The organism is Enterobacter cloacae complex sp. ECC445 (genome assembly GCF_021892025.1).
GTDB lineage: Bacteria > Pseudomonadota > Gammaproteobacteria > Enterobacterales > Enterobacteriaceae > Enterobacter > Enterobacter chengduensis.
The window spans coordinates 155,505-181,895 of sequence record NZ_JAKLRZ010000007.1; the positions used below are offsets into that span (position 1 = coordinate 155,505).

Annotated in this window: 19 protein-coding genes; 4 read left to right on the top strand and 15 right to left on the bottom strand. The window is 55.2% G+C overall.

The annotated features are described in order from the left end of the window. Positions 1 to 128: 128 nt before the first annotated feature. The 6 genes from ihfB to L6R44_RS08755 form a co-directional block, all read right to left on the bottom strand. Positions 129 to 416: an integration host factor subunit beta gene (gene ihfB, locus L6R44_RS08730; RefSeq protein WP_008499965.1), complete on the bottom strand. Its 288-nt coding sequence runs from the start codon at positions 414 to 416 to the stop codon at positions 129 to 131. Between the two features lie 170 nt (positions 417 to 586). Further along, the gene (gene rpsA / locus L6R44_RS08735; protein WP_008499966.1) at positions 587 to 2,260 is read right to left on the bottom strand and encodes a 30S ribosomal protein S1; all 1,674 of its coding nucleotides are present in this window, start codon (positions 2,258 to 2,260) and stop codon (positions 587 to 589) included. 111 nt (positions 2,261 to 2,371) lie between these two features. Further along, positions 2,372 to 3,055, bottom strand: coding sequence for a (d)CMP kinase (cmk, locus tag L6R44_RS08740; RefSeq protein ID WP_032639265.1), 684 nt, complete (start codon positions 3,053 to 3,055; stop codon positions 2,372 to 2,374). Positions 3,056 to 3,240: 185 nt separating this feature from the next. Next, a complete protein-coding gene (gene aroA, locus L6R44_RS08745; protein ID WP_237423895.1) occupies positions 3,241 to 4,524 on the bottom strand; it encodes a 3-phosphoshikimate 1-carboxyvinyltransferase in 1,284 nt (427 codons plus the stop codon). A gap of 69 nt (positions 4,525 to 4,593) precedes the next feature. Further along, on the bottom strand, positions 4,594 to 5,682 hold the full coding sequence (gene serC, locus L6R44_RS08750; protein WP_032639261.1) for a 3-phosphoserine/phosphohydroxythreonine transaminase: 1,089 nt from the start codon (positions 5,680 to 5,682) through the stop codon (positions 4,594 to 4,596). A gap of 162 nt (positions 5,683 to 5,844) precedes the next feature. Beyond that, the gene (locus tag L6R44_RS08755; RefSeq protein ID WP_237423896.1) at positions 5,845 to 6,537 is read right to left on the bottom strand and encodes a DUF421 domain-containing protein; all 693 of its coding nucleotides are present in this window, start codon (positions 6,535 to 6,537) and stop codon (positions 5,845 to 5,847) included. 127 nt (positions 6,538 to 6,664) lie between these two features. On the opposite strand from L6R44_RS08755, the gene ycaO reads away from it, so the two are divergent. The 4 genes from ycaO (at position 6,665) to pflA (ending at position 12,967) form a co-directional block, all read left to right on the top strand. After that, the gene (ycaO, locus tag L6R44_RS08760; protein WP_237423897.1) at positions 6,665 to 8,425 is read left to right on the top strand and encodes a 30S ribosomal protein S12 methylthiotransferase accessory factor YcaO; all 1,761 of its coding nucleotides are present in this window, start codon (positions 6,665 to 6,667) and stop codon (positions 8,423 to 8,425) included. 406 nt (positions 8,426 to 8,831) lie between these two features. After that, on the top strand, positions 8,832 to 9,689 hold the full coding sequence (gene focA, locus L6R44_RS08765) for a formate transporter FocA (protein WP_129996308.1): 858 nt from the start codon (positions 8,832 to 8,834) through the stop codon (positions 9,687 to 9,689). A 51-nt stretch (positions 9,690 to 9,740) separates the two neighbouring features. Continuing rightward, complete coding sequence (gene pflB, locus L6R44_RS08770; RefSeq protein WP_237423898.1) at positions 9,741 to 12,023, top strand: formate C-acetyltransferase; 2,283 nt, start codon at positions 9,741 to 9,743, stop codon at positions 12,021 to 12,023. A 203-nt stretch (positions 12,024 to 12,226) separates the two neighbouring features. Continuing rightward, entirely contained in the window at positions 12,227 to 12,967 is a 741-nt protein-coding gene (gene pflA / locus L6R44_RS08775) for a pyruvate formate lyase 1-activating protein (RefSeq protein WP_024907799.1), read from the top strand. A 35-nt stretch (positions 12,968 to 13,002) separates the two neighbouring features. Here pflA and L6R44_RS08780 read toward each other — a convergent pair whose 3' ends face one another. The 9 genes from L6R44_RS08780 to L6R44_RS08820 all read right to left on the bottom strand — a co-directional run bounded on the left by L6R44_RS08780 (position 13,003) and on the right by L6R44_RS08820 (position 26,385). After that, entirely contained in the window at positions 13,003 to 13,524 is a 522-nt protein-coding gene (locus tag L6R44_RS08780) for an anti-virulence regulator CigR family protein (protein ID WP_237423899.1), read from the bottom strand. 123 nt (positions 13,525 to 13,647) lie between these two features. Beyond that, on the bottom strand, positions 13,648 to 14,796 hold the full coding sequence (locus L6R44_RS08785; RefSeq protein WP_045261768.1) for an MFS transporter: 1,149 nt from the start codon (positions 14,794 to 14,796) through the stop codon (positions 13,648 to 13,650). A gap of 274 nt (positions 14,797 to 15,070) precedes the next feature. Next, complete coding sequence (locus L6R44_RS08790; RefSeq protein ID WP_237423900.1) at positions 15,071 to 15,934, bottom strand: dimethyl sulfoxide reductase anchor subunit family protein; 864 nt, start codon at positions 15,932 to 15,934, stop codon at positions 15,071 to 15,073. A 1-nt stretch (position 15,935) separates the two neighbouring features. Further along, positions 15,936 to 16,553 (bottom strand): DMSO/selenate family reductase complex B subunit, encoded by a 618-nt coding sequence (locus tag L6R44_RS08795; RefSeq protein ID WP_021240882.1) that lies wholly within the window; start codon positions 16,551 to 16,553, stop codon positions 15,936 to 15,938. A 10-nt stretch (positions 16,554 to 16,563) separates the two neighbouring features. Next, on the bottom strand, positions 16,564 to 19,008 hold the full coding sequence (dmsA, locus tag L6R44_RS08800) for a dimethylsulfoxide reductase subunit A (protein WP_237423901.1): 2,445 nt from the start codon (positions 19,006 to 19,008) through the stop codon (positions 16,564 to 16,566). Positions 19,009 to 19,220: 212 nt separating this feature from the next. Then, on the bottom strand, positions 19,221 to 20,513 hold the full coding sequence (serS, locus tag L6R44_RS08805; protein WP_237423902.1) for a serine--tRNA ligase: 1,293 nt from the start codon (positions 20,511 to 20,513) through the stop codon (positions 19,221 to 19,223). Positions 20,514 to 20,605: 92 nt separating this feature from the next. Continuing rightward, positions 20,606 to 21,949 carry a replication-associated recombination protein RarA gene (rarA, locus tag L6R44_RS08810; RefSeq protein ID WP_237423903.1) on the bottom strand — a complete coding sequence of 448 codons (1,344 nt, stop codon included), beginning with the start codon at positions 21,947 to 21,949 and terminating at the stop codon, positions 20,606 to 20,608. 9 nt (positions 21,950 to 21,958) lie between these two features. Continuing rightward, complete coding sequence (gene lolA, locus L6R44_RS08815) at positions 21,959 to 22,573, bottom strand: outer membrane lipoprotein chaperone LolA (RefSeq protein WP_032639238.1); 615 nt, start codon at positions 22,571 to 22,573, stop codon at positions 21,959 to 21,961. 128 nt (positions 22,574 to 22,701) lie between these two features. Continuing rightward, a complete protein-coding gene (locus tag L6R44_RS08820) occupies positions 22,702 to 26,385 on the bottom strand; it encodes a DNA translocase FtsK 4TM domain-containing protein (protein ID WP_237423904.1) in 3,684 nt (1,227 codons plus the stop codon). Positions 26,386 to 26,391: the final 6 nt, after the last annotated feature.

Genomic DNA, 26,391 nt, shown 5'->3' on the forward strand with positions numbered 1-26,391 from the left:
CGGTGTTTTTATCGGCTTGCAGAAAATGAAACGGAAAATGCGGGGCATCTTCAGAATGAAAGTAACAGGCACAAAAAAAGCACCCGCAGGTGCTTTCTTTTGAACCCAGTTTAACCGGCTGGCTAAACTCAGTTACCGTAAATATTGGCGCGATCGCGCAGTTCTTTACCCGGTTTAAAGTGTGGAACGTATTTACCTTCCAGCTCGACTTTATCACCCGTTTTCGGGTTACGCCCGGTACGTGGAGCACGATAGTGCAGAGAAAAACTACCGAAACCGCGGATTTCAATGCGCTCGCCCTGGGCAAGAGTGGAAGCCATATGCTCCAGCATCTCTTTTACGGCATCTTCCACTGCCTTGGCAGGGATATGCGGTTGCTGACTGGCAAGTCTTTCAATCAATTCTGACTTGGTCATGATTCCTCCGGTTCCTTTCAAACCAATTAGCTGAACAGCTCATTAAACAAGGGCGGCCGTAGCCGCCCTTTGTTATTGATTACAGGACGAATCCTGCAATCTGTCAAGTTTGCTCCTCATCCTTCACACTGTAAATGTATTACCGCGCAAATGATGCTGAGAACCTGATATTACTCGCCTTTAGCTGCTTTGAAAGCTTCAGCCATTGCGTTGTTAGAGAAGTTTGCATCTTCCTGTTTGTTAACAGTTGCGATTGCATCTTTCTCATCAGCTTCGTCTTTAGCACGAACAGACAGGCTGATTGCACGGTTCTTACGGTCAACGCCGGTGAACTTAGCTTCAACATCGTCGCCTACGTTCAGAACCAGGGTCGCATCTTCAACGCGGTCACGTGAAGCTTCAGAAGCGCGCAGGTAACCTTCAACGCCGTCAGCCAGTTCTACGGTTGCGCCTTTAGCGTCAACTGCAGTCACTTTACCGTTTACGATTGCGCCTTTCTTGTTCAGTGCAACCCAGTTGTTGAACGGATCTTCTGCGAGCTGTTTAACGCCCAGGGAGATACGCTCACGCTCTGCGTCAACCTGCAGAACAACTGCAGCGATTTCGTCGCCTTTTTTGTATTCACGAACTGCTTCTTCGCCTGCAACGTTCCAGGAGATGTCAGACAGGTGAACCAGGCCATCGATGCCGCCGTCCAGGCCGATGAAGATACCGAAGTCAGTGATAGACTTGATTTTACCTTCAACACGGTCGCCCTTGTTGTGGGTTTCCGCGAACTGCTGCCATGGGTTGTTTTTGCACTGTTTCAGGCCCAGGGAGATACGACGACGTTCTTCGTCGATATCCAGAACCATCACTTCCACTACATCACCAACGTTAACAACTTTGGATGGGTGGATGTTTTTGTTGGTCCAGTCCATTTCGGAAACGTGCACCAGACCTTCAACGCCTTCTTCGATTTCAACGAAGCAGCCGTAGTCAGTCAGGTTGGTTACGCGACCAGTCAGTTTAGTACCTTCTGGGTAACGCTTAGCGATAGCTACCCATGGATCTTCGCCCAGCTGTTTCAGGCCGAGGGATACACGAGTACGCTCGCGGTCGAACTTCAGCACTTTAACAGTGATTTCGTCGCCCACGTTCACGATTTCGCTTGGGTGCTTAACGCGTTTCCACGCCATGTCGGTGATGTGCAGCAGGCCATCAACGCCGCCCAGGTCAACGAATGCGCCGTAGTCAGTGAGGTTCTTAACGATACCTTTGACTTCCATGCCTTCCTGCAGGTTTTCCAGCAGCTGATCGCGTTCTGCGCTGTTTTCGGATTCGATAACGGCACGACGGGAAACAACAACGTTGTTACGCTTCTGGTCCAGCTTGATTACTTTGAACTCAAGCTCTTTGCCTTCCAGGTGCAGAGTGTCACGGACTGGACGAACGTCTACCAGTGAACCTGGCAGGAACGCACGAATACCATTCAGCTCAACAGTGAAGCCACCTTTAACTTTGCCGTTGATAACACCGACCACAGTTTCAGCTTCTTCGTAAGCTTTTTCCAGGGTGATCCATGCTTCGTGACGTTTCGCTTTCTCACGAGAAAGCAGGGTTTCACCGAAGCCGTCTTCTACTGCGTCCAGCGCAACGTCAACTTCGTCACCAACCTGGATTTCCAGCTCGCCCTGGGCGTTTTTGAACTGCTCTGCCGGAATGGCGGACTCAGATTTCAGACCGGCGTCAACCAGTACTACGTCTTTGTCGATAGCAACAACAACACCGCGAACGATGGAACCCGGGCGGGTTTCGATTTCTTTTAAGGATTCTTCAAACAGTTGAGCAAAAGATTCAGTCATGTTTAATCTTCAGGTTAATATTAACGTCCACCTGGCTCCGTGCCGGATGGGGTTGTTTCACATACCCGCCGTCAATCCATTGCAGCGGGGGTACTGCTAAATCGGTCGCGTTTACGCGAGTGCCAGTTTTTGGCGCGCATATTGTAGCGCTTTTTCAATCACTTGCTCAATAGTTAAACTGGTTGAATCCAGAACTAATGCATCTTCTGCGGGAACAAGTGGGGCGACGGCGCGGTTACGATCGCGGTCATCGCGCTCTTTTATCTCGGATAAAAGGCGATCAAAGTTAACACTAAACCCCTTTTCCTGCAACTGAAGCATGCGGCGTTGAGCACGTTCTTCCGAAGAGGCGTCGAGGAAAATTTTCACAGGTGCATCAGGGAATACCACGGTTCCCATATCGCGTCCGTCCGCAATCAAACCCGGGGCTTCACGGAACGCGCGCTGACGACGCAGCAGCGCCTCACGTACGCGCGGGAAGGCCGCCACCTGAGAGGCCGCATTGGCAACCTCCTGAGTGCGAATTTCGCCACTCACGTCTTCCCCTTCAAGGATGACTTCCAGGTTGCCATTGGTCGATACGAAACGCACATCCAGATGCGCAGCCAGCGGAACCAGCGCGTCTTCAGAGGCCACGTCCACATGATGATGAAGCGCGGCCAGCGCCAGCACGCGATAGATTGCTCCCGAATCTAAAAGATGCCATTGCAATGCTTCCGCCATCGCTTTGCACAGAGTCCCTTTCCCTGCGCCACTCGGCCCATCAATGGTGATTACCGGGGCAACTGCCGTCATCTTTTTCTCCTTAAATAAGGCATACCGTTTACATGAACGCCGCGCATTATACGCGCCAACGTGCGCAACTGTTACCTTTGCGTGCAAATTACGGAATGATTGAAGCAGAGTGTAGAAGAAATGAGCGGAGATGTGCGTAATGAAGCGTAAGCAAATGCCGCATCGGGCGATGCGGCATTACGTTATCAGGCCGGCGTGCTAATGCGTGCCAGCTGTTCGAAGTAGTCCGGGAAGGTTTTCGCGGTACATTTCGGGTCAAGAATCGTTACAGGCGTGTCGGACAACGCCACCAGCGAGAAGCACATCGCCATACGGTGATCGTTGTAGGTGCCAATTTCCGCAAACTGCAGTTTTGCTGGAGGGGTCACGCGAATGTAGTCTTCGCCCTCCTCTACCTCGGCACCGACTTTGCGCAGCTCGGTCGCCATCGCGAACAGGCGGTCCGTCTCTTTGACGCGCCAGTTGTAGATGTTACGCAGCGTGGTGGTGCCTTTGGCAAACAGCGACGCCGTGGCAATGGTCATCGCCGCATCCGGGATATGGTTCATGTCCATGTCGATGGCGTTCAGCTCGCCGTGGGTACAGGAGATAAAGTCATCCCCCCAGGTGACCTTAGCCCCCATTTTTTCCAGCACGTCAGCAAAACGAATGTCGCCCTGCACGCTGTTACGGCCAATACCGGTCACTTTAACCGTGCCGCCTTTTATTGCCCCCGCGGCCAGGAAGTAGGACGCGGATGAGGCATCGCCTTCAACAAGGTAGTTGCCCGGAGACTGGTACCGCTGTGCCCCGCGCACAATAAAGCGCTGATAAGACTGGTTTTCCACCTCAACGCCGAAGGTTTTCATCAGGTGCAGCGTGATATCAATGTACGGTTTGGAGACCAGCTCGCCTTTAATCGTGATAACCGTGTCCTGCGGCGCCAGCGGCGCGGTCATCAGCAGCGCCGTGAGGAACTGGCTGGAGACGCTGCCGTCAACCTCGACGTGACCGCCGGTAAAGCCCCCGCGCAGACGCAGTGGCGGATAGTTTTCCTGCTCCAGATACGCAATCTGCGCGCCGCCCTGACGCAGGGCATCCACCAGGTGACCAATCGGACGCTCTTTCATGCGCGGCTCGCCGGTCAGCACGATGTTGTTGCTGCCCAGACACAGGGCTGCCGCCAGCGGACGCATCGCGGTACCCGCATTCCCCAGAAACAGCTCAAGCTCTTCACCCGAGCGCAGCGCGCCGCCGTTCCCGGTCACTTCACAGCGGGTACGATCGTCGGAGAGAGTGTAATGAACGCCCAACGCTTTCAGCGCATTGAGCATATGGCGCACGTCATCGCTGTCCAGCAGGTTTGTAAGGACGGTGGTGCCGTTTGCCAGAGCTGCCAGCAGCAGAGCGCGGTTCGAGACACTTTTTGAACCAGGCAGATTAATGGTGCCATCTACCCGCGCGATAGGTTGTAACGTCAGGGATTCCATGAAAACTAAACTCTCAACTCAACATAATAAAAACCCCGCAGGGATGCTGCGGGGGTGAAAAACAGCACATTAACCGTGACGACGTTCGAAGTCGATCATGAAATCCGTCAGGGCCTTAACGCCTTCCAGCGGCATCGCGTTATAGATGGAGGCGCGCATGCCGCCAACAACACGGTGACCTTTAAGCGCGTGCAGGCCTGCCGCGAAGGACTCTTCCAGGAACACTTTATCCAGGTTGCTGTCCGCCAGCTGGAACGGCACGTTCATGCGGGAACGGTTCGCTTTCGCCACATCGTTGCGGTAGAAATCGCTTTTGTCGATAACGCCATACAGCAGCTCGGCTTTCTGCTGATTCACCTTGTCCATCTGCGCCACGCCGCCGTTTTGCTTCAGCCATTTGAAGACCAGGCCGGAGAGGTACCACGCAAACGTCGGCGGGGTGTTGAACATAGAGTCGTTATCGTTCAGCACGGTGTAATCGAGAATGGACGGGCAGGATGTATGCGCTTTACCCAGCAGGTCTTCACGCACGACGACAATAGTCAAACCGGCCGGGCCGATATTTTTCTGCGCGCCGGCATAGATCACACCATAGCGGCTGACGTCAATGGGCGAAGAAAGAATGGTGGAGGAGAAGTCGGCGGCAACCACGACATCGCTGCCGAAGTCCGGCGTCTCGTCGATGGCGATCCCGTCAATGGTTTCGTTCGGGCAGTAGTGCAGATACGCTGCGTTATCAGAAAGCTGCCACTCGCGCATTGGCTTCACGGCGCGCAGACCGTCAACGGTCACTTTGGCGTCGATGACGTTCGGCGTGCAGTATTTATGCGCTTCTTTAACGGCGCTTGCCGCCCAGTAGCCCGCGTCAACGTAGTCAGCCGCTGTTTTATCACCGAGGATATTCAGCGGAACGCCAGCAAACTGGCCGCGCCCGCCGCCGTGACAGAACAAAACTTTGTAGTTAGAGGGGATATTCAGCAGATCGCGAAAATCCTTTTCTGCCTCTTCCGCCACCTGAATAAACTCTTTACCCCGGTGGCTGATTTCCATCACCGACGTACCGAGACCGTTCCAGTCACAAAGTTCCTGTTGAGCCTGTTTGAGCACGTCTGCCGGTAACATTGCCGGACCTGAACTGAAATTAAAGACCTGAGCCATTTCCCCTCACCACGCTAAAAGCCATAAGTTATAACTGTGGATATCGGTTTTATCATTCAGTGACACGCGCCGCAATGTCTAAAACTTATGACCGGGAAAATGTGCCCCGCATCACACAAAACAATCTGCCGCCTCGCTAAGACAAAACCGACAAAATGGCTGTCAGTTGATACGTTTGGCCCGGCTAACCTTCGTCCATTCCGGATTTGCACAGCGGGGACATAATTGATGATCACCCGGCTGCATCGCAACAACGTGGCTGCATCTTACACAAGCATACTCGCCTGATTCCGGTACGGTTCTGAAACGTTCGATGAGCATATCCGGCAGGATGCAGAGTCCCGGCTTCACCTCATCGTCAGAATAGTAATAGACGCTGATCTGCCCGTTGGTTTCCATGATCGCAAGACGCACCTGCCCGAGCTGTTCAACGCTGTTCAGGCGTAGCTCCATAAAGAACTCAAACTCGGTCATATTGGCGCTTTTTACATTTTCCCAGGCCAGCTGTCCGTCCTCGACGATCACGACCGGCTTCCCTTCAAGCAAATCTTCCAGCTTCTCGCTTTTCGACATCAGCCACATGACGAGACGGTAAAGCAGCGCCAGTGAGACAAAAACGATAAACACCGGCACCATCGGCACGTCATCATAAAAAGCGACATCTCCCGCCGCTGACCCCAGCGTCAGGATGATCAACACCTCAAAGAGCGACATCTGCCGTACGCCGCGACGGCCGGTGATTTTAAGAAACAGGAAGACGAGTACGAAGGTATACAGGCTGCGCAGCGCCACTTCGCCTAAAAACTCGGGAGGAACTTTATCAAACGCCATCCGATGGAGATCAAATGCTTTCATTTTTCTATGCCTTAACAGTCAGTTACTGCCACTAAGCATAGCCCAGCCATTTATTTTCGCCGAAGATAGCACCCGTCACGCAAAACCCGTATCATTGCGCGCTTTACGTACGATAAAAGTGAACGCCATGACTCAAACGTTTATCCCCGGCAAAGATGCCGCTCTGGAAGATTCCATCGCTCGCTTCCAGCAGAAACTGACCGACCTGGGTTTTAACATCGAAGAAGCCTCCTGGCTCAATCCGGTGCCTCATGTCTGGTCCGTGCATATTCGCGATAAAGACTGTGCCCTGTGCTTTACCAACGGTAAAGGCGCGACAAAAAAAGCGGCACTGGCCTCCGCGCTGGGTGAGTATTTTGAGCGTCTGTCCACCAACTATTTCTTCGCTGACTTCTGGCTGGGCGAAACCATCGCGAACGGCCCGTTCGTGCACTATCCGAACGAAAAATGGTTCCCGCTGACCGAAGACGACGAACTGCCGGAGGGCATTCTGGATCCACGCCTGCGCGCGTTTTACGATCCGGAAAACGAGCTGACCGCCAGCATGCTGATCGATCTCCAGTCAGGTAATGAAGATCGTGGTATTTGCGCTCTGCCCTTCACGCGTCAATCCGACGAGCAGACCGTTTATATTCCGATGAACATCGTCGGTAACCTGTACGTGTCCAACGGGATGTCCGCCGGGAACACCCGTAACGAAGCGCGCGTTCAGGGCTTGTCTGAAGTGTTCGAGCGTCATATTAAAAACCGCATTATTGCCGAATCTATCAGCCTGCCTGAAATTCCGGCCGACGTGCTGGCGCGCTACCCGGGCGTGGTGGAATCCATCGCCAAGCTTGAAGCGGAAGGTTTCCCTATCTTTGCCTACGATGGCTCGCTGGGCGGCAAGTACCCGGTTATCTGCGTAGTGCTGTTTAACCCGGAAAACGGCACCTGCTTCGCCTCCTTTGGCGCGCACCCGGACTTCGGCGTGGCGCTGGAGCGTACCGTCACCGAGCTGCTGCAGGGCCGCAGCCTGAAGGATCTCGACGTCTTCACCCCGCCAACGTTTGATGACGAAGAAGTGGCCGAGCACACTAACCTCGAAACGCACTTCATCGACTCCAGCGGCCTGATCTCCTGGGATATGTTCAAGCAGGACGCGGACTATCCGTTCGTGGACTGGAGCTTTGCGGGTACCACGGAAGAAGAGTTCGCCACCTTAATGGCCATCTTTGAAGCGGAAGACCAGGAAGTTTACATTGCCGATTACGAACACCTGGGCGTCTACGCGTGCCGCATTATTGTTCCGGGCATGTCCGACATCTATCCGGCCGAAGATCTGTGGCTGGCGAATAACAGCATGGGCGCACACCTGCGCGAAACGATCCTGTCCCTGCCGGGCAGCGAGTGGGAGAAAGAAGATTATCTGAACCTGATCGCCCAGCTGGACGAAGAAGGTCACGATGACTTCACCCGCGTGCGTGAACTGCTGGGTCTGGCAACCGGAAAAGACAACGGCTGGTATACCCTGCGCATTGGCGAGCTGAAGGCCATGCTGGCGCTGGCGGGCGGCGATCTGGATCAGGCGCTTGCGTGGACGGAATGGACGATGGAATTCAACCAGTCCGTCTTCTCTGCCGAGCGCACTAACTACTACCGCTGCCTGCAGACGCTGCTGCTGCTCTCTCAGGAAGAAGACCGCGAGCCGCTGCAATATCTTAATGCCTTCGTGCGTATGTACGGTGCAGAGGCGGTTGAAGCCGCCAGCGCGGCGCTGAGCGGTGAAGAACCATTCTACGGTTTGCAGGCTGTCGACAGCGATCTTCACGCCTTCCCTGCGCATCAGTCGTTGCTGAAAGCCTATGAGAAGCTGCAGAAAGCAAAAGCCGCTTACTGGTCAAAATAAGCGCACATAACATTACCGGCAGTAGGCGTATTCAATCGTCTGAGCTATATTACGGGGCAATTTCATTGCCCCTTTTTTTATTTTCTTCGGCAATGACTGTTGATTGTAATAATAAAGTTAAACATGGGTAAATATAATAATATTTACCTGGGCTTTACTGTTACTTTTTATGGTAAATACTCCATATTAATTAACTGTTTCAGAGGTGGCCGAGCGAAAAAATTCAACTCTTTTCATAACTTTTAAAATTTATTTTTATACGGATAATCAAACACTTACTCCGCATTTGTCGTAAAACCATACACACTGCGGGCCTATAAGCCAGGCGAGATATGATCTATATCAATTTCTCTTCTATAATGCTTTGTTAGTATCTCGTCGCCGACTTAATAAAGAGAGAGTTAGTGTGAAAGCTGACAACCCTTTTGATCTTTTACTCCCCGCCGCGATGGCCAAAGTGGCCGAAGAAGCGGGTGTCTATAAAGCAACGAAACACCCGATGAAGACGTTCTATCTGGCGATCACGGCTGGTGTGTTCATCTCTATCGCTTTCGTCTTCTACATCACCGCCACCACCGGTACTGCCGGAATGCCTTTCGGCATGGCCAAACTGATTGGCGGCATTTGCTTCTCACTGGGTCTGATTCTCTGCGTCATCTGTGGCGCCGACCTCTTCACCTCAACGGTGCTGATTGTCGTGGCAAAGGCCAGCGGAAGAATTACCTGGGGTCAACTGGCACGTAACTGGCTTAACGTCTACGTGGGTAACCTGGTTGGCTGTCTGCTCTTTGTTTTGTTGATGTGGCTTTCTGGCGAATACATGACCGCCAACGGTGGCTGGGGTCTTAACGTTCTGCAAACCGCCGACCACAAAATGCACCACACATTTATCGAAGCCGTTGCTCTCGGCATCCTCGCTAACCTGATGGTCTGCCTGGCTGTATGGATGAGCTACTCGGGTCGTAGCCTGATGGACAAAGCCTTAATTATGGTTCTGCCGGTTGCGATGTTTGTTGCCAGCGGCTTTGAGCACAGTATCGCGAATATGTTCATGATCCCAATGGGCATTGTTATCCGCGACTTTGCGAGCCCGGAGTTCTGGACCGCAGTTGGTTCATCCCCGGAAAATTTCTCTCACCTGACTATTATGAATTTCATTACTGATAACCTGATCCCTGTCACTATCGGGAACATTATCGGTGGGGGTCTGTTAGTTGGGTTGACATACTGGGTCATTTACCTGCGTGGCGACGATCATCATTGATGGTTTTCTCAGGCAGTAAATAAAAAATCCACTTAAGAAGGTAGGTGTTACATGTCCGAGCTTAATGAAAAGTTAGCCACAGCCTGGGAAGGTTTTGCGAAAGGTGACTGGCAGAATGAAGTCAACGTCCGTGACTTCATTCAGAAAAACTATACCCCGTATGAAGGTGACGAATCCTTCCTGGCTGGCGCCACTGACGCGACCACCAAGCTGTGGGACAGCGTAATGGAAGGCGTTAAACTGGAAAACCGCACTCACGCGCCAGTTGATTTTGACACCTCCGTTGCTTCCACCATCACTTCTCACGATGCTGGCTATATCAACAAAGCCCTTGAGAAAATCGTTGGTCTGCAGACTGAAGCACCACTGAAACGCGCAATCATCCCGTTCGGTGGTATCAAAATGGTTGAAGGTTCCTGCAAAGCGTATAACCGCGAGCTGGACCCAATGCTGAAAAAAATCTTCACCGAATACCGCAAAACCCACAACCAGGGCGTATTCGATGTTTACACCAAAGACATTCTGAACTGCCGTAAGTCTGGCGTTCTGACCGGTCTGCCAGATGCGTATGGCCGTGGCCGTATCATCGGTGACTACCGTCGCGTTGCGCTGTACGGTATCGACTTCCTGATGAAAGACAAGTACGCGCAGTTTGTTTCCCTGCAGTCCGATCTGGAAAACGGCGTAAACCTGGAAGCGACTATCCGTCTGCGTGAAGAGATCGCTGAACAGCACCGTGCGCTGGGTCAGATCAAAGAGATGGCGGCGAAATACGGCTGCGATATCTCTGGTCCGGCTACCAACGCTCAGGAAGCTATCCAGTGGACCTACTTCGGCTACCTGGCCGCTGTTAAGTCTCAGAACGGCGCAGCAATGTCCTTCGGTCGCGTATCCACCTTCCTGGATGCCTACATCGAACGTGACCTGAAAGCAGGCAAAATCACCGAGCAAGACGCTCAGGAAATGATTGACCACCTGGTCATGAAACTGCGTATGGTTCGCTTCCTGCGTACCCCAGAATACGATGAGCTGTTCTCCGGTGACCCAATCTGGGCAACTGAATCTATCGGCGGTATGGGCGTTGACGGCCGTACTCTGGTAACCAAAAACAGCTTCCGCTTCCTGAACACCCTGTACACCATGGGTCCTTCTCCGGAGCCGAACATCACCGTTCTGTGGTCTGAAAAACTGCCTCTGAACTTCAAGAAATTCGCCGCTAAAGTGTCCATCGACACCTCTTCTCTGCAGTACGAGAACGATGACCTGATGCGTCCGGACTTCAACAACGACGATTACGCTATCGCTTGCTGCGTAAGCCCAATGGTTGTTGGTAAACAAATGCAGTTCTTCGGTGCGCGTGCAAACCTGGCGAAAACCATGCTGTACGCTATCAACGGCGGCGTTGATGAAAAACTGAAAATGCAGGTTGGTCCTAAGTCTGAGCCAATCAAAGGCGACGTGCTGAACTATGACGAAGTCATGGACCGCATGGATCACTTTATGGACTGGCTGGCGAAACAGTACGTCACTGCGCTGAACGTTATCCACTACATGCACGACAAGTACAGCTACGAAGCTTCTCTGATGGCGCTGCACGACCGTGACGTTATCCGCACCATGGCGTGTGGTATCGCTGGTCTGTCCGTTGCTGCTGACTCCCTGTCTGCAATCAAATATGCGAAAGTTAAACCCATTCGTGACGAAGACGGCCTGGCCGTAGACTTCGAAATCGAAGGCGAATACCCGCAGTTTGGTAACAACGACTCTCGCGTTGATGACATGGCGGTTGACCTGGTAGAACGTTTCATGAAGAAAATTCAGAAACTCACTACCTACCGTAACGCTATCCCGACTCAGTCTGTTCTGACCATCACCTCTAACGTGGTGTATGGTAAGAAAACCGGTAACACCCCAGACGGTCGTCGCGCTGGCGCGCCATTCGGCCCAGGCGCTAACCCAATGCACGGTCGTGACCAGAAAGGTGCAGTTGCCTCTCTGACTTCCGTTGCTAAACTGCCGTTTGCTTACGCGAAAGATGGTATCTCTTACACCTTCTCTATCGTGCCAAACGCGCTGGGTAAAGACGACGAAGTGCGTAAAACTAACCTCGCGGGTCTGATGGATGGTTACTTCCACCACGAAGCGTCCATCGAAGGTGGTCAGCACCTGAACGTGAACGTGATGAACCGTGAAATGCTGCTCGACGCGATGGAACACCCTGAGAAATATCCTCAGCTGACCATCCGCGTATCTGGCTACGCAGTACGTTTTAACTCCCTGACTAAAGAACAGCAGCAGGACGTTATCACCCGTACTTTCACTCAGTCCATGTAAGTGGAATTGACTGAAATCACGCGTTAAAAGGCGTACAATAAAGGCTCCACGCAAGTGGGGCCTTTTTAACACCCTCGCTTTATCAGTCTCTTTTGTCCGCTATCTATACTTAATGGATAACAGCCAAAACAGACTCGACATAGCCTTTGAGCTGTGCATCTACATAGGCCCCCGGATGGGCCAAATTCGGAGATATCACCGCAATGTCAACTATTGGTCGCATTCACTCCTTTGAATCCTGTGGCACCGTCGATGGCCCGGGTATCCGCTTTATCACCTTCTTCCAGGGCTGCCTGATGCGCTGCCTGTACTGCCACAACCGCGACACCTGGGATACGCACGGCGGTAAAGAAGTCACCGTCGACGACCTGATGAAAGAGGTGGTGACCTATCGCCACTTTATGAACGCATCCGGCGGCGGCGTGACCGCCTCCGGTGGTGAAGCCATTCTTCAGGCTGAATTTGTCCGCGACTGGTTCCGCGCCTGCCGCAAAGAAGGCATTCACACCTGCCTCGATACCAACGGCTTCGTGCGCCGCTACGATCCGGTTATTGATGAACTGCTTGAAGTGACCGATCTGGTGATGCTCGATCTCAAACAGATGAACGATGAGATCCACCAAAACCTGGTCGGCGTGTCAAACCACCGCACGCTGGAGTTTGCCAAATACATTGCCGATAAAGGCATCAAAACCTGGATCCGCTACGTGGTGGTGCCCGGCTGGTCAGATGACGATGATTCAGCGCACCGCCTGGGTGAATTTACCCGCGATATGGGCAACGTCGAGAAAATCGAGCTTCTGCCCTATCACGAGCTGGGCAAACACAAATGGGTGGCGATGGGTGAAGAGTACAAGCTTGATGGCGTGAAGCCGCCGAAAAAAGAGACGATGGAACGCGTGAAAGGTATTCTTGAGCAGTACGGCCACAAGGTCATGTATTAAAGAAAGGCCCGGTGAGAACCGGGCCTTTTTATATTCTATTTAAAGACGCCGTTAATAACGGAAGTCACAATCGCCGTACTGAGCGCAATTAAGACCAGATCGTCACCCACCACGCGCCATTCATAACCTGGGTAGGAAGGAAGCTGATCCAGCATAGAAGCCGGTACGGTTTTCTTCGCAATACCCGGAGGCAACGGCTTACCGCGCGCCAGGTTTTTCGCAATACCCGGAGGCAGAGACTCATAGCCCGTTAAGCCGTAATTCAGTGCCAGGTGACGGGCATGATCGAAGCTCACGCGAGCGTCGACATCGTTGCCGACATCCTTGCTGTTTTTGAAGCTCTTATCCGATTTACCAGGGTTATCCTGACCGCTATTTTGCTTATTACCATGGTTACCAGAATTTCCGTTACCATGATTGCCGCCATTACCTTGTCCGCCACCGTTTCCGTGGCCATTGCCATTCCCGTTTCCAGGATTAGCCATGACCGGAGCCGCTGCAAACGTAAAAGACAACACTACGGCAAGTGCGGTAGTGGAGAAACGACGTTTAGACATGATTGTTGCCTTTTAGTGATAGAACTCATTTGAATTATCGCCGGGCGGGGAAAACAAACAATACGTAAAAGTCTTATATGTGACAGGGACAAAAAAGCCTGTCATTGACAGGCTTTTATTTAATCAGGCGTGCGCCACAGGCGTTGGATGCTCGCCAGCTTTACGCAGCAGCATTAAGAGATAAATAAACGACACGCTGGCGATCATGATAAACAGCAAATTGTCGGAATAATTCTGCATCAGCATCGCGGTAAACGTCGGCCCTAACAAACTGCCGATGGTATAGCTCAGCAACAGCGCCTGGTTCATTGCCACCAGCTGATGATGCTCGACTTTCTCACAGGCCCACGCCATCGCCACCGGATAGAGCGTAAAGCCGGCAGCCCCGAGAATGAACAGCGCAGGCGCCATCGCGGCGTTACTGAGCATGGCAAGACAGCCCATGATCACCACGAAAACCTGAACGCGCAGCACCAGCAGACGACCGAAGCGGTCCGCCAGGCGGCCAATCGGCCACTGCCCGACAATACCCGCACTCACCATGACCGCCATCCAGAAACCGATGCCGGAATCGCTGACGCCCTGATGATTCAGGTAGAGCGGCATCAGGCCATAGAGCGAGCCCAGTACAATACCGGAGATAATGCAGCCGTTCACGCCCAGACGCGCCTGACGAAGTCTCAGCATTGGCCAGACGTGGGTTGCTTCCTGGTGCTCGCTGTTCTGGTTCACAATGCGCGTGAAGAGCAGCGGCAGGATCGCGGCCAGCACCATGCCCGTCACCCACGGCAGAACGCTCATCAGGTCAGTAGGCAGCTTGCTGACCATCAGCTGACCCAGCACGGTGCCGACGTAGTAAACCATCATATACGCAGCCAGCAGGCGTCCACGGTTGCGGGAGGTACCGCTGCACATCAGCGCACTCTCAACCACCACCCAAATCATCGCGCAGCCTACGCCGGCGATAAAGCGCCATGCCATCCAGCTCCAGAAGCCGACCATCAGGCCCAGCCCCGCACATCCTGCAGCAAAAATCAGCGAAGCCAGATAATAGCTGCGGTTAAAGCCAAAGCGCTTAATCAGGCTACCGGTTAATAACGTGCCCAGCAGGTTGCCGGTAAAAAAGGACGAGCTGACCATACCCACCTGCCAGGTCGGTAAGTTTTCATGGGCGAGCCACAGCGGGACGAGCGTATTTAACACTGCGATCGCCAGGGTCAACAGAAGCAGGCCACAGAGCAACAGCAGCACTGGCCGGGTATAGGTGGTCATGGATTAAAAACCGTGAGGAAGTTCAGATTTCGTGCGCATCATGCCACTGGCAAAAACAAAGTCAATCCACTGATTTAGCCGCCTCGCACAATATGTTCCCTGTCGATTTAAAAAACTTATCCTGCTAATGCCACGCCTGCTATAGATATTAATTATGTCTCTGTTTTCATTTATTAATGGGTAAAATTAAAACAAAACGACAGTCGAAAAATTTCATGATCGAAAAAGAAAAAGCCGGGCACTCAGGCCCGGCTTGATATAACCAAAAGCAGCGTTAGCTGGCGACAGCCATACCTACGGTCATATGCAACCCGTAGAACACGCCGCGGCCAATCAGCTCACCCGCCACGACCAGCACAAAAGCCAGTGACAGCAGCGGCAGCGCGGGCTGATAGCCCTTGAGCTGAGGAGCGATCCAGAATACCAGCGCGGCGACCAGCAGCACGATACGCCAGGCCATCAGAGAACCGTAGTCCGGCACCAGGGCAGAAGCCTGCTGGATAGAGCTGTGAATAGTTGCCAGCTCGGCCCCCTGCATCAGGGCGACTATCGCACTCACCACCAGCGCCAGCAGCGAAACAGCGGGCAACAAACGCATTGCCCAGCCGTCTACCCCCGCCACGCGCAGCAGAAGATAGCCGAGCAGCGGCCCCCCGATAAACATCGTCAGGAAGAAGCTCATCGGCGTCCAGACGCTGTACCAGGTTGGGACGGTATCGATGGTGTTATAGACGCGCACCATCATCCACACGAACACCACGCCCAGTACCATGGTTACGATCAGCCACAGGCTGCGCAGGCCCGCTGGCAGCTTCTTCAACGCGGCCAGCAGCCAGCCCAGACCGCCGACGGCAAAGAAAATTGCCCCGCTGGCAATTTCGTTACTGAGGGACGATGCCCCGACGCGGTTCAGCGAGTTAAACGCGCGCATCGGCGACCCCAAGTGCAGCGTAGAGGCGATAAAGCCAATCCCCATCAGCACCCACAGGCCAAACATGCTCAACACCAGACGCTGCTGCTGCTCGGCATTAAGACGACCTTTCAACAGCGCCAGCGCGAGCACAATGAAGCCGCCCGCCACGCACTGACCAAAGACCGTGAAGATCATCAGCGGCCATTCATGCCATCCACTCCCCATCTCACACCTCCTTCGGATTTGCCAGGTAGCCGGTGGTGTCACCTGTAGGACGGCTGTTGGCGTTAGGTTTAATCACAATACTCGGCTTCGTGAAGTGCGCAGACGGCAGCGGTGCCACTGCGGCAAGCTGACCGTGTTTTTGACGCAGCTCTTCAATGGGACCGAAATCCAGGGCACGCAGCGGGCAGGACTCGACGCAGATCGGCTTTTTGCCGTCCGCCACGCGGGTGTGGCAACCGTCGCACTTGGTCATATGGCCTTTAGCAGCGTTGTACTGCGGCGCGCCGTACGGGCAGGCCATATGGCAGTAGCGGCAGCCAATGCAGACATCTTCATCCACCACCACAAAACCGTCTTCGCGCTTGTGCATCGCCCCGCTCGGGCAAACCTTGGTACAGGCCGGATCTTCGCAGTGGTTACAGGCAATCGACAGGTAATAGGCAAAAACGTTCTGATGCCAGACGCCGTTATCTTCCTGCCAGTCGCCACCGGCGTATTCGTAGATGCGGCGGAAGCTCACGTCCGGCGTGAGGTCTTTGTAATCTTTACAGGCCAGCTCGCAGGTTTTGCACCCGGTGCAACGGCTGGAATCAATGAAAAATCCATACTGGGTTGTCATCGGTTACTCCTTAAACCTTTTCAACCTGAACAAGGTTTGTGTGAGACGGGTTGCCCTTCGCCAACGGCGATGGACGCTGCGTGGTCAGCACGTTAATGCTGCCTGCCTGATCGATGCGGTTGGCATCAGGGCTGTACCATGCCCCTTCTCCCAGCGCCACGACGCCCGGCATCATGCGCGGCGTGACTTTGGCTTCAATGTGCACCTCACCGCGGCCGTTAAAGATGCGTACGCGATCGCCATTGCTGATGCCGCGCGCTTTAGCATCCATCGGATTGATCCACATCTCCTGACGGCAGGCGGCTTTAAGCACGTCGACGTTACCGTAGGTGGAGTGAACGCGGGCTTTGTAGTGGAAACCGGTCAACTGCAGCGGGAATTTCGCCGTGAGCGGATCGTTATAGTTTTCAAAGCCCGGCGTGTAGATCGGCAGCGGATCGATAACGTCCCCTTCCGGCAGCTCCCAGGTAGACGCAATTTTTGCCAGTTCTTCGGAGTAGATTTCAATTTTGCCCGACGGCGTGGTCAGCGGGTTCGCCTGCGGATCTTCACGGAACGCTTTGTACGCCACGTGGTGCCCTTCCGGATCGCGCTGCTTGTACATCCCCTGCTTGCGGAAGGTATCGAAGTCCGGCAGGTCCGGGATGGCCTTGCGGGAAAGTTCATGCAGATGGCGCATCCACCCTTCCTGAGTACGTCCCTCGGTAAACTGCTGCTCAACGCCAAGACGTTTCGCCAGCTCGGAGGTCATCTCATAGATGGTTTTGCACTCGAAGCGCGGTTTGATCGCCTGATCGGTGAAGATCACGTAAGACATGTTGCCGCAGGAGGCATCCAGCGCGAAGTCCATCTGCTCAGACGCGGTGCAGTCCGGCAGCAGAATGTCGGCGTATTTTGCCGAGGAGGTCATATGGCAGTCGATCACCACAATCATCTCGCACTTCTTGTCGTCCTGCAGGATTTCATGGGTACGGTTGATTTCCGAATGCTGGTTGATCAGACAGTTACCGGCATAGTTCCAGATCATCTTGATCGGCACGTCCAGCTTGTCCTTGCCGCGCACGCCGTCGCGCAGGGCGGTCATTTCCGGGCCACGTTCAATCGCATCGGTCCACATAAACATGGAGATGCTGGTCTGAACCGGGTTATCCAGCGTTGGCATACGTTCGAACGGCACTTCATACGAGCCTTCGCGCGCGCCGGTGTTACCGCCGTGAATGCCGACGTTACCGGTCAGAATGGAGAGCATGGAGATGGCGCGGGTCGCGATTTCACCGTTCGCATGACGCTGCGGGCCCCAACCCTGGCTGATGTAGGCCGGTTTGGCTGAGCCAATCTCACGCGCCAGTTGAACGATACGCTCGACCGGGATCCCGGTGATGGTGGACGCCCACTCCGGCGTTTTGGCCACGCCGTCGCTGCCCTGGCCAAGGATATAGGCCTTATAATGGCCATTCGCAGGCGCGCTGGCTGGCAGGGTTTTCTCGTCATAGCCGACGCAGTATTTATCCAGGAAGGGCTGATCGACGAGGTTTTCGGTGATCATTACCCACGCCAGCGCGGAGACCAGTGCCGCATCGGTACCGGGACGGATGGGGATCCACTCGTCTTCGCGCCCTGCACCGGTGTCGGTATAGCGCGGATCGATAATAATCATACGGGCATTGGATTTAGCGCGCGCCTGCTCGAGGTAGTAGGTTACCCCGCCACCGCTCATGCGCGTCTCACCCGGGTTGTTCCCGAACAGGACGACAAGCCTGCTGTTTTCGATATCGGACGGGCTGTTGCCGTCGGCCCAGCCGCCGTAGGTATAGTTCAGGCCAGCAGCGATCTGCGCTGAGGAGTAGTCACCGTAATGATTAAGATACCCGCCGCAGCAGTTCATCAGGCGCGCTACCAGCGTTTTACCCGGTGGCCAGGAGCGGGTCAGCGTACCGCCGAGCGTCCCGGTGCCGTAGTTCAGATAGATGGATTCGTTGCCGTACTCTTTAATCAAACGCTGCATGTTGGTCGCGATGATGTCGTAGGCTTCGTCCCAGCTGATACGCTCGAACTTCCCTTCCCCACGCTTACCGACGCGCTTCATCGGATACTTCAGGCGATCCGGGTTATAGACGCGGCGACGCATGGAGCGTCCGCGCAGGCAGGCGCGGACCTGGTGTAACCCTTCGTAATTATCGTCCCCGGTATTGTCGGTTTCGACATATTTAATTTCGCCATCCACCACGTGCATACGCAGCGGGCAACGGCTACCGCAGTTGACCGTACACGCACTCCAGACCACTTTTTCCGGTGCTGAGGCGGGGGATAACGCATCCGCCGCTGACGCCAGTCGGGTGAAAGGGAGCGTGAAGGCGCTGCTGGCTACGGCCAGACCACCAATTGCCGTGGTTTTCATCAACCCACGGCGAGTGACCTCGGCAGCCAGTAATTCTTCAGGCGCGTTGATTTTCATAGAGACTCACTTTGGTTGCTCACAAAGAAAAGAGAGGCGGCGCAAACCGCTATGTAGTTTTATATATAACGAAACGATTCGTTATCAGCTTTTTCTGCTGACTTTCATTCGGAGGAGTATTACTACTTTAGAGGCAGGGGGTATTGCGTCGTATCAATTCACGGGCATAAAAAAAGCGCCCGAAGGCGCTTTTTTTGTTTCGAGGCACATATTTAGCCGATGTACTGCTGGCCTTTCATGTATGGGCGCAGCACTTCAGGGATCTCGATACGGCCATCTGCCTGCTGATAGTTTTCCAGCACGGCAACCAGCGTACGTCCCACGGCCAGACCCGAACCGTTCAGGGTATGCACCAGGCGGGTTTTCTTGTCAGATTTGCTGCGGCAGCGAGCCTGCATGCGGCGCGCCTGGAAATCCCAGACGTTAGAGCAGGAGGAGATCTCACGGTAGGTGTTCTGCGCAGGCACCCACACTTCCAGATCGAAGGTTTTGCAGGCGCCAAAGCCCATATCTCCGGTGCAAAGGGCCATACGACGGTACGGCAGACCCAGCAGCTCAAGCACTTTCTCAGCGTGGCCGGTCATCTCTTCCAGCGCGTCCATAGACTCTTCAGGACGAACGATCTGCACCATCTCGACTTTATCGAACTGGTGCATACGGATCAGACCGCGCGTGTCGCGACCGTAAGATCCTGCTTCAGAACGGAAGCACGGAGAGTGCGCCGTCAGCTTGATTGGCAGGTCGTCTTCGTCGATGATCTCATCGCGCACGAGGTTAGTCAGCGGCACTTCCGCGGTTGGGATCAGCGCGTAGTTGCTGCTGTCTGCTTCTTCATCCAGCGGACGAGTGTGGAACAGATCGCCGGCAAATTTCGGCAGCTGGCCCGTACCGTACAGCGTATCGTGGTTGACCAGATACGGCACGTAGGTTTCGCTGTAGCCGTGCTGCTCGGTGTGCAGATCAATCATGAACTGCGCCAGCGCGCGGTGCAGGTGGGCAATCTGGCCCTTCATCACCACGAAGCGGGAGCCGGTCAGCTTAACCGCGGCCGCAAAGTCCAGGCCCGCGTGCATTTCGCCCAGCGTCACGTGATCGCGCACCTCGAAGTCAAACTCGCGAGGCGTGCCCCAGCGTTTCACTTCAACGTTGTCGTTTTCATCTTTACCGACAGGCACGCTGTCGTCAGGAATGTTCGGAATAGCCAGGGCAATATCGCGAATCTCGGCCTGAAGAACGTCCAGCTCGGCTTTCGCCTGATCCAGCTCTTCACCCAGTTTATTCACTTCCAGGCGTAATGGCTCAATGTCTTCCCCGCGTGCTTTCGCCTGGCCGATGGATTTCGATCGAGAGTTACGCTCTGCCTGCAGATTTTCAGTTTGTACCTGCAGAACTTTACGACGCTCTTCGAGAGCGCGCAGCTTATCTACATCCAGCTTAAAGCCCCGGCGTGCCAGTTTTTCAGCGACTGCGTCTGGCTCATTACGCAGCAGATTGGGATCGAGCATGCTTATCCTGTGCTTATCGAATTAAAATAGGAAATGTGGCCACAGCCTGCGGCCACAAGGATACAATTGCCAACATTACCGCAACGACTGAACTAACGGTAGCGTTTTATAGGGCTATTTTGATCCTGTCCGGCGAGCCAGGTGAGCTTTTCACCAATCTTGCCTTCAAGACCTCTGTTTGTGGGGTGATAATAACGCGTTTGTGCCATCTCCTGCGGGAAATATTCTTCCCCGGCGGCGTAGGCATTGGGTTCATCATGAGCGTAACGGTACTCCTGCCCATACCCCATCTCTTTCATCAGTTTGGTCGGCGCGTTACGCAGGTGAACCGGCACATCGTAGTCCGGCCGTTCGCGTGCATCGGACATTGCGGCTTTGAATGCGGTATAAACCGCATTGCTTTTCGGTGCACAGGCCAGATAGACAATGGCCTGCGCAATGGCGCGTTCACCTTCCGCGGGTCCAACGCGGGTGAAGCAGTCCCAGGCCGACAGCGCGACCTGCATGGCGCGCGGATCGGCATTGCCGACGTCTTCTGAGGCTATCGCCAGACAGCGACGCGCGACGTAGAGCGGATCGCCACCCGCCGTGATAATACGCGCGTACCAGTAGAGCGCCGCATCCGGCGCGCTGCCGCGCACGGACTTGTGCAGCGCCGAGATCAGGTCGTAAAAACGGTCGCCTTTGTTATCGAAACGCGCGCTGCGTTCCCCGGCTATTTCAGTGAGCAGTTCCGGTTTCAGCACCCGCTTGCCGGCATCGTCGACCTCGGCCATATCGGCCATCATCTCCAGCGTGTTCAGCGCCCGACGCGCATCGCCGTTAACCAGCTCGGCAATCGCACGACGGGTGTCCTCAGGCAGAACGATATCCTGCCCGCCGTAGCCGCGCGCGTTGTCGTCCATCGCCTGGGTGAGGACCTTTTCGATATCCTCGGTCGTCAGCGATTTGAGCAGGTAAACGCGCGCGCGGGAAAGCAGCGCCGAGTTCAGTTCAAACGACGGGTTTTCGGTGGTCGCGCCGATGAAGAAGATCGTGCCGTCTTCAATATGCGGCAGGAAAGCATCCTGCTGGCTCTTGTTGAAGCGGTGGACTTCGTCCACGAAGAGGATGGTGCGCCGCCCGGCATTACGGTTCTGCCGCGCACGCTCGATCGCTTCACGGATCTCCTTCACGCCGGAGGTCACCGCCGAGATGCGTTCGACGTCCGCGTTGGCATAGCGGGCAATCACTTCTGCAAGCGTGGTCTTGCCGGTGCCCGGGGGCCCCCAGAGGATCATGGAGTGAAGATGCCCGGCCTCAATGGCACGGGGCAAAGGCTTACCGGCAGCCAGCAGGTGCTGCTGGCCGATGTACTGCGCTAAATTTTCTGGCCGCATACGAGCGGCCAGAGGTTGAAACGCGTTATCCGAAAAATCGAGCGACAGGTTGCTCACTCACGCCTCTTACTTATTGCGTTGATCGTCCACCGTTACGCCCTGCGGCGGGGTAAAGGTGAATTTCGATGCATCCACGGCGCCGTTCTGCTGAGACTTGAGCTGGTAACTGCTGCGCTGATCGTCCTGCTCAACCGCGCCGAACTGATTGATGGTACCGTTGGTGCTTACGTTAATGGTGAACTGCTTCAGGTTGCCGTTGCTGCCTTTCGGCGTCAGGACAAACTCGTCACCCGTCTGTTTAATATTGTACTGCTGCCAGTCGCTGGCCTGGTTGCGGGCAATCAGCATAAATGGCGTATTGCTGGTGGCATCTTTCAGCCAGGTCGCCGTGGCCTGCTCAACGAACGGGTTGAAGAACCACAGTGTTTTACCGTCAGAGACCAGGATGCTTTCATCCGGCTGGGTCATGTGCCAGTTAAACAGATTTGGGCGTTTTACCCACAAATCCCCCTGACCTTCCTGCACCGCGTTGCCGCTGCCGTCAGTCACTTTTTGCGTGAAGCTGGCGTGGAAGCTGCTTACTTTATCCAGTCGGCTTTTAAGGTCGCTGGCTGCATCAGCCCAGACGCTGCTGGCGACAAAACTGGTGAGTAATGCACAGGCGATGGCGATTTTTTTCATTGTTATTCCTTAAAATACGTCTTCCCGATATGGGGTTTCCGTCTTCTATTCTGGACCTGCCCGGAGGCAGGCGACAGAAGAAAATGCTTAATTTTTGCTGATTTACCCTTCTTTGCAATCGCTGAAGGTTAATCAAACGGCGGCGGCGCCAGCACCTCGCGGTTGCCGTTGTGCCCCTGCTCGCTCACGATGCCCTGCGCTTCCATCTGCTCGATGATACGCGCTGCGCGGTTATAGCCGATGCGGAACTGGCGCTGTACGCCGGAAATGGACGCCTTGCGCTTTTCGGTAACGAAGTTAACCGCCTGATCGAATAACGGGTCCAGCTCTTCACCGCCGTCGAAGCCACCGCCGCCGCCTTCGCTTTCCGAATCACTGGTAATGCCGTCCACGTATTGTGGACGGCCGCGCGCTTTCCAGTCCTGCACGACGGCGTGAACTTCCTCATCGCGGACAAACGCACCGTGGACGCGCACCGGAGAGGTGGAGTTCGGGCCGGAATAGAGCATGTCACCCATACCCAGCAGGGACTCAGCGCCGCCCTGGTCAAGAATGGTGCGGGAGTCAATTTTACTTGATACGGTAAAGGCGATACGCGTCGGAATGTTCGCTTTGATAAGACCGGTAATCACGTCCACGGAAGGACGCTGGGTCGCCAGCACAAGGTGAATACCGGCCGCACGCGCTTTCTGCGCCAGACGGGCAATCAACTCTTCCACTTTCTTACCGACGGTCATCATCAGGTCAGCGAATTCATCGACAAGCACGACGATATAAGGCAGTTTTTCCAGCACCGGATGCTGGGCATCCATGCTGTCGCCCGGCTTCCAGTAAGGATCCGGAATCGGACGCCCCATGCGCATCGCCTGGGCGATTTTCTCGTTATAGCCAGCCAGGTTACGCACGCCCAGCGCAGACATCAGCTTGTAGCGGCGCTCCATCTCGTTGACGCTCCAGCGCAGCGCGTTAGCGGCGTCCTTCATGTCGGTCACCACTTCGGTCAGCAGATGCGGGATGCCTTCGTAGACCGACAGTTCCAGCATTTTCGGGTCGATCATGATGAAACGCACATCTTCCGGCTGCGCTTTATAGAGCATGCTGAGGATCATGGCGTTCACGCCGACGGATTTACCGGAACCAGTGGTACCCGCCACCAGCAGGTGAGGCATTTTCGCGAGATCGGCCACCACCGGATCGCCGGCGATATCTTTACCCAGCACCACGGTCAGCGGAGAGGGGTTATCGCGGAATTTGGTGTTATCCAGCACTTCACGCAGGTAGACGGTCTGACGTTTCTTGTTCGGCAGCTCAAGGCCCACGTACGGTTTACCCGGTATCACTTCCACCACGCGCACCGCAACGGTCGACAGCGAACGCGCCAGGTCGCGAGAGAGGTTGGAAATACGCGCAGCCTTAACGCCCGGCGCCAGGTTCAGTTCGAAACGGGTGATAACGGGGCCCGGCGAGTAGTTCACCACGTCCGCCTTAATGCGGAAATCAGCCAGACGGGCCTCCACCAGACGCGCCATCTGCTCCAGCGCGAAGGTATCAACAGGTTCCACTTCTGATGGCGGCGGCGTTAACAGATCCAGAGACGGCAGCGGCGTGCTGGGACGCTGCAGCGGACGACTGTCGCCGTTACGCATCAGCAGTGGGTGAATCAGGCTTTCCTGCGGCTGAGGCGCAGGCTGCTGGAACTGCGGCGCCTGGTGAGGTGGCTGCTGCGGTTGCGCATACGGCTGCTGAACAGGCTGCTGCGGCTGCGCGTAGGCCTGCGGCGCAGGCTGCTGGCGAACCGGCTCTGCTTCCGGCATCACGCTCGGGGTAAATAACGGCTCGCTCGGGCCATCATCCACCAGATCCTTCATCGGTGAGAATTCGAAATCAGACAGCGAGAACGGATTTGCGCCAGCCGGTTGTTCACCGGAATAGCGCTGCTGCTGGGTGGCGGCAAACTGACGCGCTAACTCGGCCTCTGCCGCGTCATTTTCGTCTTCCACCGCAGGTTCATCGTGCTGATAGTCTTCGCCGTAGCGTTGATTCTGCTGCGCAGCGAACTGGCGGGCCAGCTCGTCCTGCTGCATGTCATCGGCGTCATCTTCATACTCGGGCTCGCGCGCTTTCTCTTCTGCCATACGCTGGGAAGGCAGCTTGATGCCATAAGAGGCAAGCTCACGGCGGGTGGGCACGCGGACGCGGTTAGGGCGAGGCAGCTGCGGACCAATCCCCTCTTTCACCTGAGGACGAGGTGCCCCCCCGGTTGCCAGGCTAAAGACAGGTGCAGCCACGGCCGCCGCCGCGGTAGCCTGCTTCACGCTTTCCGCTACGGGTGCAACAGCAGGCGTCGGGTCGACAGGTGGAACAGATACAGAAGGCGTTTTCGTAACCGGCTCCTGCACCGGTTCAGGCACAGGCTGATACCAGGCCGCCAGCTGCTCGCGTTCACGCGCACGGCGCTCTTCTACTTCTTCAAAATAGTACAGCGGTGGACGCGCAGGCTTCACCTCTTCCACGATTTCAGGTTCAGGCTGCGGCTCGGCATAAGGCTGCACCGGCTCGACCGGGTCAGGTGCATATTCCTGATAAGGCTGGGCCACTGGCTGCTGATATGGCTGCGGTTCATACTCAGGCTGCGGCGGCTGATAAGGCTGCTGCCACTGCTCCTGTTGCACTGGGATGTAGCTTTCAGGTTCAGGCGCGATAGTCGGCTCCGGCGTATGAACGCCTGGCGCAGTTTGCCAGTCAACCTGAGGCTGCTGAATAACGGACTCCGGCGGCGACACCGGCGCGGATGGCGTCACGGCGTCGACAGGCGCGGCATACGCCTGCGCAGCGGTCGTCGCGGCTGCGGCTGCGGCAACCGGTTCGGTCACCGAGTGGCCGTTTAACAACGGATCGTATTCGTCGAAATCGCCCGGCGTGGCCCGGCTGCCGGAGAAGAGCACATCGTCAGGATCGACGGCGACACCCGCAGCGCGATACGCCACCTGCTCGTCTTCATCCATACGTTTACCGGAGAAGAGCGCCGCATCGGTTTTACGCCCTAGCGGGTTGGCAAATTTCTCCGCAACGCGCTGACGGCGCGCCAGCGCGCCGCGCAGAATACGGGCACGGCGAGACTCGCGACGCTGCACAGGCGCGTCATCTTCCTCTTCATCTTCGTACTCGTCTTCATCAACCCACGTATCGTCGCGGCGGGTACGGTTGCTGGCGAAGGTAAGAATGGTGAGGATAAAACTGCCTATTTTCTCGGCAATGCTCACCCAGGACCAGCCGGTAAACAGCGTCAGACCGGCCGCCCAGATGCAGAGCAGCGCCAGCGTACCGCCGCTGCTGTGCAGCATTGGTTGCAGTGCAGAACTTAATAAGCTGCCGATGACCCCGCCTGAGGCGAAGTACCAGATATCATCCGCATTGATTGCGGCCAGCCCGCAGGAGGTGAGGATCAGCGCCAGCGCGCCAATCAGGCGCAGCGACACGGCGAAATAGTCGATGTAATCGTCGTTCTGACGATGACGCCACGCAAACCAGCATCCGCCAATGATAATCACGGGAAGCGTATAGGCCATTACACCGAAAATGAAAAACAGCGTGTCCGCAAGCCAGGCACCGGGGACGCCGCCTAAATTATGGATAGGTTCATGCCATGCAGTTTGTGACCAGCTGGGATCTGAGGGGTTGAAACTGAGTAAGGCTGCCATCAGCCAGACGGCAAAAAGGGCAATAACAATCAGCAAAGCCTCGAGGAGACGACGTCCGCTGCTTAGCTTCGATAGTGTGACTTCTTTGTCTTCAGTGTATTCCTGGCTCAAGAAAGG